Annotated in this window: 10 protein-coding genes and 1 riboswitch; of the genes, 4 read left to right on the top strand and 6 right to left on the bottom strand. The window is 66.8% G+C overall.

Annotation, left to right across the window (positions count from 1 at the left end; genetic code table 11):
* Nucleotides 1-12 precede the first annotated feature (12 nt).
* From ACTHQS_RS01015 to glyA, 3 genes are all read right to left on the bottom strand, one after another.
* Complete coding sequence (locus tag ACTHQS_RS01015) at nucleotides 13-987, bottom strand: ABC transporter ATP-binding protein (protein WP_440165285.1); 975 nt, start codon at nucleotides 985-987, stop codon at nucleotides 13-15.
* Nucleotides 988-1,116: 129 nt separating this feature from the next.
* On the bottom strand, nucleotides 1,117-2,019 hold the full coding sequence (locus tag ACTHQS_RS01010) for a bifunctional methylenetetrahydrofolate dehydrogenase/methenyltetrahydrofolate cyclohydrolase (protein WP_440165283.1): 903 nt from the start codon (nucleotides 2,017-2,019) through the stop codon (nucleotides 1,117-1,119).
* A 3-nt stretch (nucleotides 2,020-2,022) separates the two neighbouring features.
* The gene (gene glyA, locus ACTHQS_RS01005) at nucleotides 2,023-3,321 is read right to left on the bottom strand and encodes a serine hydroxymethyltransferase (RefSeq protein WP_440165281.1); all 1,299 of its coding nucleotides are present in this window, start codon (nucleotides 3,319-3,321) and stop codon (nucleotides 2,023-2,025) included.
* 147 nt (nucleotides 3,322-3,468) lie between these two features.
* A riboswitch (ZMP/ZTP riboswitch) is annotated at nucleotides 3,469-3,554 on the bottom strand.
* A gap of 43 nt (nucleotides 3,555-3,597) precedes the next feature.
* Here glyA and purU point away from each other — a divergent pair.
* Together purU and ACTHQS_RS00995 are read left to right on the top strand one after the other, a co-directional pair.
* A complete protein-coding gene (purU, locus tag ACTHQS_RS01000; protein WP_440165280.1) occupies nucleotides 3,598-4,458 on the top strand; it encodes a formyltetrahydrofolate deformylase in 861 nt (286 codons plus the stop codon).
* A gap of 107 nt (nucleotides 4,459-4,565) precedes the next feature.
* Nucleotides 4,566-5,084: a gamma carbonic anhydrase family protein gene (locus ACTHQS_RS00995; RefSeq protein ID WP_440165278.1), complete on the top strand. Its 519-nt coding sequence runs from the start codon at nucleotides 4,566-4,568 to the stop codon at nucleotides 5,082-5,084.
* Here ACTHQS_RS00995 and ACTHQS_RS00990 read toward each other — a convergent pair.
* On the bottom strand, nucleotides 5,081-6,817 hold the full coding sequence (locus ACTHQS_RS00990) for a flavin monoamine oxidase family protein (RefSeq protein WP_440165277.1): 1,737 nt from the start codon (nucleotides 6,815-6,817) through the stop codon (nucleotides 5,081-5,083). The genes ACTHQS_RS00995 and ACTHQS_RS00990 overlap by 4 nt on opposite strands.
* Nucleotides 6,814-8,340, bottom strand: a complete 1,527-nt coding sequence (locus ACTHQS_RS00985) for an amino acid permease (protein ID WP_440165276.1) — start codon at nucleotides 8,338-8,340, stop codon at nucleotides 6,814-6,816. The genes ACTHQS_RS00990 and ACTHQS_RS00985 overlap by 4 nt, the downstream gene beginning before the upstream one ends.
* 172 nt (nucleotides 8,341-8,512) lie before the next feature.
* On the opposite strand from ACTHQS_RS00985, the gene ACTHQS_RS00980 reads away from it, so the two are divergent.
* Nucleotides 8,513-10,117, top strand: coding sequence for a PucR family transcriptional regulator (locus ACTHQS_RS00980; protein WP_440165274.1), 1,605 nt, complete (start codon nucleotides 8,513-8,515; stop codon nucleotides 10,115-10,117).
* A 9-nt stretch (nucleotides 10,118-10,126) separates the two neighbouring features.
* Here ACTHQS_RS00980 and ACTHQS_RS00975 read toward each other — a convergent pair whose 3' ends face one another.
* On the bottom strand, nucleotides 10,127-10,987 hold the full coding sequence (locus ACTHQS_RS00975) for a nitrilase-related carbon-nitrogen hydrolase (protein ID WP_440165831.1): 861 nt from the start codon (nucleotides 10,985-10,987) through the stop codon (nucleotides 10,127-10,129).
* Between the two features lie 234 nt (nucleotides 10,988-11,221).
* Between ACTHQS_RS00975 and ACTHQS_RS00970 the strand changes: the two genes are divergently transcribed.
* A complete protein-coding gene (locus ACTHQS_RS00970; protein ID WP_440165272.1) occupies nucleotides 11,222-12,412 on the top strand; it encodes an ROK family transcriptional regulator in 1,191 nt (396 codons plus the stop codon).
* Nucleotides 12,413-12,536 lie beyond the last annotated feature (124 nt).

Genomic DNA, 12,536 nt, shown 5'->3' with positions numbered 1-12,536 from the left:
TCAGTCAACGGTTCAGTCAACGAGGCTCCGCCCGGTGAGCCGGAGGAACACGTCCTCCAGCGAGGACCTGCGCACCAGCGATGTCAGCGGCCTCAGGCCGCGGGCCGATACCTGCTCAAGGGCTGACTCGCCGTCGTGCGCGTACACCAGCACCCGGTCCGGCAGCACCTCGAGGCGTTCGCCGATGCCTTCCAGCTGGGAACCGATGGTGGCGTTCCGCTCCGAACCGAACCGCAGCTCCACCACCTCACGCGTGGAATGCCCGCGGATCAGCTGCGCGGGCGAGCCCTCAGCCATGATCCGTCCCTTGTCCACTACGATGAGCCGGTCGCAGAGCTGCTCGGCCTCGTCCATGTAGTGCGTGGTGAGGATCAGCGTGACGCCTTGTTCCTTGAGCCGGAACAGCCGGTCCCAGAGGATATGCCGGGCCTGCGGGTCCAGTCCCGTGGTGGGCTCGTCCAGGAGCAGGATGCGCGGCTCGTTGATCAGGGAACGGGCGATGGTGAGCCGGCGCTTCATGCCCCCGGAGAGCGCGTCCACCTTGGACTTGGCTTTGTCCGTCAGCTGGGCAAACTCCAGCAGTTCGTCAGCCTTGGGCCTGAGGTAGCTCATGGGGAGGCCGAAGTAGCGGCCGTAGACCAGGAGGTTGTCCCGGACGCGCAGTTCCTCGTCGAGGTTGTCCTGCTGCGGCACCACGCCCAGGTGCGCGCGCACTTCCGGCCCGTGGGTGTCCGGGTCCAGGCCCATGATGCTCAACCGGCCGGACGTGCGCCGGGTGACGCCGCCGATCATCTTCATGGTGGTGGATTTGCCCGCGCCGTTGGGCCCCAGGAGGCCGAAAGACTCCCCTGCAGGCACGGTGAACGAGATGCTGTCCACGGCGGCCACGTCGCCATAGGTCTTGGTGAGGTTTTCGGCGGAGATGACGGTGCCGTGCGGCGGGCCCCCGGTCAGGGTGCCGGAGGGCGTCAGGGCGTGGTTGTGCACCTGTGCAGACTAGTGGAGGCGGCGCACATGTGGAAGGGCACTTGCAGTTCCGTCGTTAAACGGCCGACGGCGGCGCGGAACCTTCCGTCCAAAAGGTGCCGTGCCGCCGTCGTACTGGTTGTGTGCGAACTACTGCTGGATGCCTGCCGCGCGTTCCGCGGCCTCCACCACGTTGGTCATCAGCAGCGCCACGGTCATGGGGCCTACGCCGCCCGGGTTGGGCGAGATCCAGCCGGCCACCTCGGCGGCGGCGGGATCGATGTCCCCGTAGACGCGGCTCTTTCCGGTCCCCGGATCGGTTTCGCGGGTCACGCCGACGTCAAGCAGTGCAGCGCCCGGCTTCACGTCCGCGGCCTTGACGATGTGCTTCACGCCCGCCGCACCCACGATGACGTCCGCCTGCTTGAGCAGCTCCGGGAGGTTCGTGGTGCCGGTGTGGGTCAGGGTCACGGTGGCGTTGACGTCCCGCCGGGTCAGCAGCAGGCCGATCGACCGGCCGATGGTGACGCCCCGGCCCACCACCACGACGTGCTTGCCGGCCAGGCTGTAGCCGTTGCGCTCCAGCAGCTCGATGACGCCCCGCGGGGTGCACGGCAGCGGCGTGGTGATCTTGTTGTTGACGTTCAGCACCAGCCGGCCAAGGTTGGTGGGGTGCAGCCCGTCGGCGTCCTTGGCGGGGTCGATCCGCTCAAGGATGGCGTCCGTGTCCAGGTGCTTGGGCAGCGGCAGCTGCACAATGTAGCCGTGGCAGGCGGGGTCCGCATTGAGTTCGTCAATGAGGGCCTCCACTTGTTCCTGGGTGGCGTCGGCCGGCAGCTCGCGCTGGATGGAGTTCATCCCGATCTGCACGGACTGCTTGTGCTTCATGGAGACGTACAGCTGCGAGGCAGGGTCAGCGCCCACCAGCACAGTGGCGATGCCGGGAGTGACGCCCTTGGCCTTGAGTGCGGCCACGCGTTCGGTCAGCTCGGCCTTGATGGCAGCGGCGGTGGCCTTGCCGTCAAGGATCTGTGCGGTTGTGGTTTCAGTCATGGGTTACCACTGCTCGTGCTGCGGGTAGAGCGGGAAGTCGGCCGCCAGCTTGTCCACGCGGGCCTGGAGCGCCTCGACGTCGGCGCTGCTGCCTGCCTTGAGTGCGGTGGCGATGATCTCGGCCACCTCGGTGAACTCGGCAGCACCGAAGCCGCGGGTGGCCAGGGCCGGGGTGCCGATGCGCAGGCCGGAGGTGACCATCGGGGGACGGGGGTCGAACGGCACGGCGTTGCGGTTGACGGTGATGCCCACGGAGTGCAGGAGGTCCTCGGCCTGCTGGCCGTCCAGCTGCGAGTTGCGCAGGTCAACCAGCACCAGGTGCACATCGGTGCCGCCGGTGAGGACGGAGACGCCGGCCTCGGCGACGTCCGCCTGGTTCAGGCGGTCGGCGATGATCCGGGCGCCTTCCAGGACGCGCTCCTGGCGCTCCTTGAATTCCTGCGTGCCTGCGATCTTGAAGGCAACGGCCTTGGCTGCGATGACGTGCATCAGCGGCCCGCCCTGCTGGCCGGGGAAGACGCTGGAGTTCAGCTTCTTGGCCCACTGTTCCTTGGCAAGGATCACGCCTGAGCGGGGACCGGCAAGGGTCTTGTGCACGGTGGAGGTGACGACGTCGGAGTGCGGCACGGGGCTGGGGTGCAGCCCGGCTGCCACCAGGCCGGCGAAGTGTGCCATGTCGGTCCAGAGCAGCGCGCCCACTTCATCGGCGATGGAGCGGAAGGCGGCGAAGTCCAGGTGGCGCGGGTAGGCGGACCAGCCGGCGATGATGACCTGGGGCTTCTCGGCGATGGCCTGCTCACGGAGCTTGTCCATGTCGATGCGGAAGTTGTCTTCCTCCACCTGGTAGGCAGCCACGTTGTACAGCTTGCCGGAGAAGTTCAGCTTCATCCCGTGGGTCAGGTGCCCGCCGTGGGCCAGGGACAGGCCCAGGATCTTGTCGCCGGGAGTGATCATGGCGGAGAGCGCGGCAGCGTTGGCCTGTGCGCCGGAGTGCGGCTGGACGTTGGCGAACTCGGCGCCGAACAGGGACTTGACCCGGTCGATGGCCAGCTGTTCTGCGACGTCGACGTATTCGCAGCCGCCGTAGTAGCGGCGGCCCGGGTAGCCCTCGGCGTACTTGTTGGTGAGGACGGAGCCCTGGGCTTCCATCACGGCGCGGGGCGCGAAGTTCTCGGAAGCAATCATTTCCAGGGTGCCGCGCTGGCGGCCCAGCTCCTGCTCAAGGACTGCGGCGATTTCGGGGTCAAGCTCAGCCAGCGGCTGGTTGCTGACGGCTGTAGTTGAGGTGGCTGTAGTAGTCACGAGGAACTCCTGGCTAGGGATACGGGCACTGCTTAGGTCAGGCTACCGGCTGGCGTACATCCGCACCCTGTTGATGACAGGGCGTGAAAGCGCGGCATGGCGCTGCTGTGCTGACGCAGGGGCAACTCCAAATTCCGGCAAAACATGACCCTCGGCCCAGGCGTACGATCCGTGGTCTTCGTGATTGCCGCTCCCTGGTGGTTAGCCACCCAACGCCAGTTGCGACCGTTCCAGCCTACCAAAACCGGCGCCTGCAGCGCGGGTAGGCTATTACGCGTGAATGAACAGCTGCTGAACCAAGCGTACGTCGTAACCCTGTCCTGCCCGGACCGCCCCGGCATTGTCCACGCCGTGGCCGGAGCGCTGCTGGTGGCAGGCTGCAACATTACGGATTCGCAGCAGTACGGAAGCCCTTCAACCGGCAACTTCTTCATGCGGGTGGAGGTGACCACGGCAGCCCCCAAATCCGAGCTGCGCGCCGCGCTGGAGCCCGTGGCGGAGGCCTTCTCGATGCAGTGGAGCCTGGATACCGTTGGCGACAAGGTGCGCACCCTGGTGATGTGCAGCACGTCGGCGCACTGCCTCAACGACCTGCTCTTCCAGCAGCGCTCCGGCACCCTTCCCATCGAAATTCCGGCTATCGTGTCCAACCACCAGGACCTGGCCGGGCTGGCAGAGTTCTACGGCATCCCGTTCCACTACATTCCCGTGACCAGGGACACCAAGGTCCAGGCGGAGGACAAGCTCCGCGCCCTCATCGCCGAGCACGACATCCAGCTCACCGTCCTGGCCCGCTATATGCAGATCCTGTCCGATGAACTCTGCACCGATCTCACCGGCAAGGCCATCAACATCCACCACTCGTTCCTGCCGTCCTTCAAGGGTGCCAGGCCCTACCACCAGGCGCACGCCCGCGGGGTGAAGCTGATCGGGGCCACGGCACACTACGTCACCGCCGCCCTGGACGAGGGGCCCATCATCGAGCAGGAAGTCATCCGGGTGGACCATGCCCGCACTGCCGAGCAGTTCGTGCAGATGGGCCGCGACGTGGAGGGCCGCACGCTGGTCCAGGCCGTGCAGTGGCATGCCGAGCACCGGGTGCTGCTGGACGGCAACCGGACGGTGGTCTTCAACTAGCCGTCGAGTTGCCTCCCCCAACTGACTGGCACCAGTTGTCGTTTTGAGGCCTCAAAACGACAACTACTGCTGGCCAGTTGGGTGGAGGGGTGGCTTAGGGTGAAGCCATGGCTCCTCTCTACCCTTTCGCCGGCAACTCCCCGGCTGTCCATGAATCAGCTTTCGTGGCCCCGTCGGCCTCGATCATCGGCAACGCCACCCTGGGCCCGGACGCCAGCGCCTTCTACGGCGTCTCCGTCCGCGCCGACACCGCGGCCATCACCGTGGGCGCCGGAAGCAACCTGCAGGACAATGTGGTGCTGCACGCCGACCCCGGCTTCCCCTGCACGGTTGGCGAACGCGTCAGTGTGGGGCACGCCGCCGTCGTGCACGGCTGCACCGTGGAGGACGACTGCCTGATCGGCATGGGCGCCACCGTCCTCAACGGTGCCGTGATCGGCGCCGGCTCCCTGGTGGCCGCCGGCGCCGTGGTGCTGGAAGGAACGGTGGTCCCGCCCCGCTCGCTGGTGGCGGGCGTGCCCGCCAAGGTGCGCCGTGAACTCACCGACGAAGAGTTCGACGGCGTCCGCGCCAATGCGACGCGCTACGTGGAGCTCGCGGCGAAACACCGCGAGCTCCACGCTTAGTCCAATGAAATAGGACCGTATTCGTCCAGCAGGTCGCCGGGACCGGGATTGCCCGGCGCCGAGGACCCGCCCAGGTGCTTCACCACGCCCCACACCGCATTCAGGCCTGTGGTCACGGCACCTTCGGCCCAGCCCGCGGTAAAGGAGACGTCATCGCCGGCAAGGAAAATACCGCGCTGGTATTCCGGCAGGGCGTCCTGCTTGAAGTGGGTGAAGAGACGCTGCTGGTAGCGGTAGTGCCCGGGGAGGTTGGCTTTGAACGCGCCCATGAAGTTGGGATCAGCTTCCCAGGACACGGTGATGGGCTGGCCCACGATGTGGCCGGCGATGTCAACGGTGGGGTAGATCTGCTCCAGCGAGTGCAGCATCAGCTCCACCCGCTCGTCGGCGTCCAGGGCCAGCCACTTCAGGGCGTCGTCATTCCAGGTGTAGGAGAGCAGGATGACGGCGGGCTGGTCCGGACCGTTGTCCAGCAGGTACGTGGCCCGGTTCAGGCGGTCCGTCAGCGTCATGGACAGGGTCTCATGGCCCGTTGCGGGGTCGATGTCCTTCCAGAACGGCCGGTCCACCATGACGAAGGTCTTGGAGGACTGCATGTAGTGCGAGCGTTCCATCGCGGTCCACAGCCCGGCCGGGAACAGCGCCTCCTCCGTGTGGATCCGCGTGGACAGCAGCCACGACTGGCAGGTGGTCACCACGGCCGGGTAGCTGGCCTCGCGGCCCCAGCGTTCACGGATCCGCAGGTTGCCGTCGGGGTCCCGGCTGATCTTTCCCACGGCCCCGCGGGGTGAGCCGGAGTGCAGCGATGCCAGGGAGGTGCCGGCGGGCCAATGCACCAGGCCCGACGGCGCGTGCTGCCAGAGTGCCTCGGGCAGCCGCTGCGCTCCCCCACGGATCAGCCGGTGCTGGTCGTCAGCATCGGTGTAGACCACGCGCAGGATTTCCAGGATGGAGTTGGGGAAGTCGGTGTCCCAGCCACCGGTGCCGAAGCCTACCTGGCCAAACGCTTCCCGGTGGGCGAACCCTGCCTTCTTAAAGGACTCGCTGGCGGCGATAAACCCGTAGAAGGTCTGTTCGTCCATGAGCGGGAGCAGTTCGTTCCAGAGTTCCTTGATCCTGGCGGTGTCCCGGGCACGGATCGCGTCCTGCATCCCGCCGAACGCGGCGCCGTCGTTGACCGCTGCTTTCCAGGCGTCGGCCACCTCGCGGAAGAACGGCGGAAGGTCGCTTGGCTTCTCCGCGTAATGCTTCTTGCCTGCCAGTTCGATCACGGTGCTGGAGGTGGCCTCGGCGAGGGGGTTGGGGAAGTCCTGGGTTTCCAGGCCCAGAAGGTCCACGTAGTGGTAAAAGGCCTTGCCCGAGACCGGGAACCGCATCCCGCCCAGGTCCGCCACCACTCCGGGCGCGGCGGGGAAGGCGGCTGTGCGGAGCCTGCCGCCGATTTGGTCCGCCTCATAAACCACGGGCCGCAGGCCGAGCTTCATCAGTTCATAGGCTGTCACCAGCCCGGAAAGCCCGGCGCCGATGACCGCGACCTCCGTGCCGTAGAGCTCCGGCGGGACGGAACCCAGTCCGTCCGGGTGGGCCAGGTAGTGGTCGTAACTGAACGGAAAGTCTGGGTTCAGCATGGTGACGGGCGCCGCCTGCCCACCGGCGCCCTGCCCGGCCGCGTCCGCCGGCGGCGTGGAGGTGCTGGAGGGGTTGAAGGCAGGCAGTTCGGTGGCGATGGTCATGGTTGTTCTGCTTTCACAGGTTCCTGGCTCGGGGCCTTGGCGGTCAGTTCACGGTAATCGAGCTCGCTGAGAGCCGCCACCTTGGAGTTCCGGCGTCCATAGCCGAAGTAGATGGCGACGCCCACGAGCATCCAGGCGCCGAAGACAACCCAGGTATCGGCGCCAAGGTTTGCCATCAGGTAGGCGCACATGAGCGTGCCCAGCACGGGGGTGATGGGGTACAGCGGCACCTTGAAGCTCCGCTTCAGGTCAGGGCGGTTGCGGCGGAGGTAGATGACGGCCACGTTGACCAGCGCGAAGGCAAACAGGGTTCCGATGCTGGTGGCATCTGCCAGGGCGCCCAGCGGGACCAGCCCTGCGGTGAGGGCGACGGCGGTACCCACAACGAGGGTTCCGGCGGCCGGGGTGCCGGTGCGGGGTGAGATGCGGCCGAAGACTTTGGGTACCAGTCCGTCACGGGACATCGACAGCAGGATCCGGGTCTGGCCGTACAGGACGGTGAGCACGATACTGGCGATGGCAAGGACAGCACCGACGGAGAAGACCAGGGCGATCCATGGCTGGTGGGTAGTTTCCTCCAGGATCTGGACCAGGGCGGCCTCTGTGCCGTCGAACCAGCCCCAGGGGCGGGCGCCGATGGCAGCCACGGCTACGAGGACGTAGATGCCGGTGACGATCACCATGGACAGCAGGATGGCGCGGGGAAGGTCGCGCTTGGGGTTCCTGGCCTCCTCCCCGGCAGTGGAGGCGGCATCAAACCCGATGTAGGAGAAGAACACCCTGGAGGCTGCGGCGGAGACCCCGGCCGCGCCCATGGGCAGGAGCGGTTGGAAGTTCCCTGCGTTGAAGGCAGTAAAGGCTACGGCGCAGAAGAACAGCAGGATGCCCACCTTGAGGATGACGATGGCCGTGTTGATCCGGGCGCTCTCCCGGGCACCGCGGACCAGCAGGATCATGGCCAGCGCCACGATGGCCATTGCCGGAAGGTTCATCAGTCCCCCGTCACCGGGAGGCTGTGCCACCGCCCCGGGCAGTACCTGCCCGAACGCAGCCAACGTTTCGTTGACGTACTGGCCGGCACCCACCGCCACGGCGGCCACGGACACCGCGTATTCGAGGACAAGGCACCAACCACAAATCCACGCCATGCCCTCACCCAGGGTGGCGTAGGAGTAGGAATAGCTCGAGCCCGCCACCGGGACCAGGCCCGCCATCTCGGCGTACGACACGGCCGAGAGCAGCGCGGCCAGGCCGGCGATGACGAACGAGATCCAGATGGCGGGCCCGGCCAGCGGAACCGATTCGCCGAGGATCACCAGGATTCCCGTCCCCAGGGTGGCTCCCACGCTGATCATGGTCAGGTGGAGGACGCCGAAGCTGCGGACCAGCCCGTGGCTGCCCTCGCTGCCCGCGGCTTCACCCACCAGCTGGCCGATCGGTTTGCGGCGCAGCAGCTGCGCCTTGAGGCCGGGCCTTTCGCCGCTGGATGCAATGGGTTTTTCGGTCGTTACAGGCACAGTCACCGTTGACGTCCCTTCAGAGTAGTTTTCGATTTCCCCTCCCCAAGGTTTCCATGTGAGCCAACTCTCAAGGAGGTGCAAAATGACTTATAGTGGTCCACCATGAGACTTATTGCACAGGGCCGTGGCCGCCGCGGGGTGCCCCGGAGAACCACGCGGGCTGTTGTACCGGACCGTGGCTGCTGAGCCCGAAGCGGGCGGACGGCTGAGCTTCGTCACGCTCCAGCAGTTCCTTGACCAGCTGCCGCCACTGCTGAAAACGCTCCACGATGGCGGCAGCGGCGGCCACCTCCTGCGGTGGGTTGAACCCAGTGAACTGGAGGACCCTACGCCCTATCTCCCGGAGGGTGAGTTCCTGCTCACCGCCGGGCTGCCCTTCCTTGGCGACGGAGGCGCAAAGGCCAGGGTGGATGCGTATGTCCAGCGGCTCGTGGAGGCCAAGGTGGCGGCCCTCGGGTTCGGGATCAGGCCCTACTTCGATGCCGTCCCGGATGCGGTGCTCGACGCGTGCAGGCGGCACAACCTTACCCTGTTCGAAGTACCGGAGTCCCTTCCGTTCGCGGCGATAGGCCTCCAGTTCTCACAGCTGCTGGAGAGTGACAATGCCAGGGTTTTCCGGCAGTTGGCAGAGACCAACCGGCAACTAATGCGTGCTGTCCTCTCCCCCAAGCCGGAGCATGAGCTCCTGGCCGCGCTGGTCCAGCGCGTGCCGGTCTGGGCGGTGATGGTGGGGGCGGACGGCCGGGTCCGGGCCCGAGGCACCAGTGCCGGCGGCAGCACCGCCGTCGACCTTTCCCTGCTGGGGCCTATGCTGGAACGGCTGCTGTCCGGCCGGGGCCCGCGGGTGGAGATGGACGGCTTTGACCAGCCGGGCTCGGCGCTGGTGGTGGGCCATCCGCTGCGCAGCACCAAGGACGCCAACCTCGGCGCCTTGGTGCTCGGTTCCGACGTTCCGCTGACTCCCGCTCAGAACAACGTGGTGCAGACCGCCGTCGGGCTGCTCGAGCTGCTGGTGCGGCAGCGCACCAGCGGGTCGCTGGCCCCGAGCCAGCTGGCCACTGCCGTCCTCCTGCACCCCGAAACCTTGGCCACGGGCGGCGCCAAACAGCTGAACGGGCTCAAGGACCTGCTGGCGCAAAGCCTCTCCTCCACCCGGTCCGCGCCCATGCGGGTAGTGCAGGGCATCAATGTGGAGGCGCCGCATTGGCCGGCCGGTGACGGCCCGGTCCGGGAACTGCTGCAGTGGCGCCGGATGCTCGACACCAAACTGGTGGAGATCACTGACTACGGGTTCGCCGCCGTGACCCGGCTCAGGGTGGACGATGCCCTGCTCGTCGACGTGGAGAAGCTCGGATGGCGCCTGGTGATCGGCGAACCGACCGAGCTTACCGGCCTGCCTGCCGCCTACCAGCGCACCAGCTCCCTGCGCAGCCAGGTCCAGAGAGACGGACGGAGCATTCGGGCTGGCGAGGTGTCCTGGTCGGTCACGGGACTGCTGGGCCGCGAGGCCGGGACCCTGCTGGCCGAACGCCTCCTGGCGCCGATCCTGGCGCTGGAACCGGACCGGCACCGGCCGCTGCTGGCAGTCCTCCACGGCTGGCTGGGCGCGAACGGCAGCTGGGATGCCTCCGCCAAACTGCTGGGGCTGCACCGGAACAGCGTGCGGCGGCAGATCGGAGTCATCGGCGAACTGCTGCAGATGGACCTGAACCTGGCACAGGTGCGGGCAGAGCTGTGGATTGCACTGCAGTATGCAGGCGACGTGGCGGGCAGGGACTGACGGCAGTTGCTATGCCGGAGCGTCTCCGGGCCGGCCTGGTTCCTGTGGCAGTCTTGCCTCCCACTCCCGGTACAGCCCGGGCCGGCGTTCCCGCAGGTAGGGCACCTCATCCCGTGCTGCGTTGACAGCCGCCGTGCCCACCTCGGCAAAGAGCAGCGCCGGGCCGTCCCCGGCCTCGGCGAGGAGCACGCCGTCGGGTCCCGCCACCACGCTGCCGCCGCCAAACGTGTAGGCGTCCTCGTTTCCGCAGTGGTTGGCGTAGGCGACGTTGAGCTGGCTCTCCAGTGCACGGGCCCGGATCAGCACCTGCGGTACTGCCTCGAAGCCGGCGGACAGCGCGGTGGGCACCAGGAGCAGTTCGGCGCCCCGGGCCGCGGCCGCCCGCGCAGCTTCGGGAAACTCGATGTCGTAGCAGACCAGCAGGGAGGTGCGGATGCCCTGGAAATCCACGACGGCGGGAGGTTCCGCGGCTGCGGCAAATGCCTTGCGTTCCTCGCCGCCAAAAAGGTGCACCTTGGCGTAGTCCAGGATTTCCCTGCCCTGGGCATCCACCAGGGTGGCCGAGATGTGCCAGCGGGGTTCATTGGCCGGCGCCGGTTCCGCGCGCACCGGGGCGGGCAGGCTGTAGACGAGCGCGATCCTGTTCCGGCGCGCGATATCAGCCAGGCGTGTACGAATGGCCGGAAGTGCCTCCGGATCCAGTTCGCTGCGCAGCCGCAGCGGCGCGTAGCCCACCGGAAACAGTTCCGGCGTGAGCAGCAGGTCCGCGCCGGCCTGCGCAGACCGTTGGGCGGCATGGTCCACGGTCCGGAGATTGGCCTCAATGTCCAGGACCACGGCATTGGCCTGCAAGACGGACAGCAGCATCATTACCACCTTCTTCATGCCGGCTCATGGGGCATGCGCAGGCCGGACTGTTTCCGCCTACCAGCTTAGCCAGCCACCTTCGGGATCCGGCGGGTCTTTTGGACCCGCCCGCCGGCAGTCCGGGATGGAATGCACGGGACTCCGGCTGGCCTAAGGTTGCCGCACTGAGATGTACCAGTGCGGGGCCATGCGTTAACTTCTTGACTACAAGAGCGGCGATAGGGCAATCTTCTTAGCATGTCCGCAACCACGCGCTCAACGAGGAGCAAAGCTAAAAATCCCGGATCGCAGTCCGCCCTGCGGCAGCTGAACCAGCAGCGGATTATCGAGACCCTGATGGGCGGCCCGTCCACCCAGGCGGAGCTGGCGCGGCAGACGGGGCTGTCCACCGCCACCGTCTCCAACATCGTCAGGATCATGCTCGATTCGGGCCTGGCGTCCACCGAACCCATTACCAGTTCCGGTCGGCGGGCACTGAACGTGCGGTTGAACAGCAACGGCGCCGTGGCCGTCGGAATCGACTTCGGCCGGCGGCACCTGCGGGTGGTGCTGGCCTCGCTCAGCTACCACGTCATCGCCGAAGAATCGGTGATGCTCCCCCTGGGCCACCAGGCGGACGACGGCATCCAGGCCGCTGTGGCCCTATTGGAGAAACTGTTGCGGGAAAGCGGCGTGGATCGCGCCTCTGTAGTGGGTGCCGGCGTCGGCATTCCCGGGCCTATTGACCGCCGGACAGGGACGGTGGCCCAGGGCGCCATCCTTCCCGAATGGGTGGGCATCAACATCCTCCAGCACCTTGAGGAAACCTTGAGAATCCCCGTGTTTGTTGATAACGATGCCAACCTCGGCGCCTGGTCCGAGGTGACCTGGGGGCAGCACTCCGGGGTCAGCAACCTGATGTTCATGAAAATCGGATCGGGCATCGGCGCCGGCCTGATCCTCAACGGTGCCCCCTACTACGGCAACGTGGGGATCACAGGAGAAATAGGGCACGCCACCATCCATGAGCAGGGCCTGGTGTGCCGCTGCGGCAACCGCGGCTGCCTGGAAACCATCGCCTCGACGACCACCATGATCGAGCTCCTCAGCCGCGGCGAAGACCCTCCCATGACCCCGGCGGACATTGTCCGCAAGGCCCTGAACCGGGACTCCGCCACCCTGCGCGTCGTGGACGATGCCGGACTGGCCGTGGGCCGCGCACTGGGCAATGTGGCCAACCTGATCAACCCGGAAGTCATCGTCGTGGGAGGGCCCTTGGCGGGCCTCGGGGACATCCTGCTGGACCCCATCAGGCGCGGCCTGATCCGCCATGCAGTCCCGGTGATCGGAGAGACCACCACCTTGACCATGTCCTCGCTGGGCGACCGCGCGGAGGCGCTGGGAGCCGCCGCCCTGGTGTTCCAACACGCCGGAATCCGCAAGTCGTAGACCATTTCGTTATCCGGCAATTGCGTTAAAGACTTGACGACAACAGCTGTGATCCAGTTTACTTTTGGTTCAGACGGCCCTGCGCTTTGCCGGCCGGACAAAGAAGTCATTGCATTGGAGGGTT

The sequence above is a fragment of the Arthrobacter sp. SAFR-044 genome (genome assembly GCF_051965175.1).
Lineage (GTDB): Bacteria > Actinomycetota > Actinomycetes > Actinomycetales > Micrococcaceae > Arthrobacter.
Note: the sequence above shows the minus strand (reverse complement) of the source record. Positions and strands in the feature narration are given on the sequence as shown.

What these genes read in the sequence shown, in the direction of transcription:
- ACTHQS_RS00995 (WP_440165278.1), top strand. Translation starts at nt 4,566, where the DNA reads ATGGCTCCTCTCTACCCTTTCGCCGGCAACTCCCCGGCTGTCCATGAA.
- ACTHQS_RS00975 (WP_440165831.1), bottom strand. Translation starts at nt 10,987, where the DNA reads ATGATGCTGCTGTCCGTCTTGCAGGCCAATGCCGTGGTCCTGGACATT.
- ACTHQS_RS00970 (WP_440165272.1), top strand. Translation starts at nt 11,222, where the DNA reads ATGTCCGCAACCACGCGCTCAACGAGGAGCAAAGCTAAAAATCCCGGA.
- ACTHQS_RS00990 (WP_440165277.1), bottom strand. Translation starts at nt 6,817, where the DNA reads ATGACCATCGCCACCGAACTGCCTGCCTTCAACCCCTCCAGCACCTCC.
- ACTHQS_RS01010 (WP_440165283.1), bottom strand. Translation starts at nt 2,019, where the DNA reads ATGACTGAAACCACAACCGCACAGATCCTTGACGGCAAGGCCACCGCC.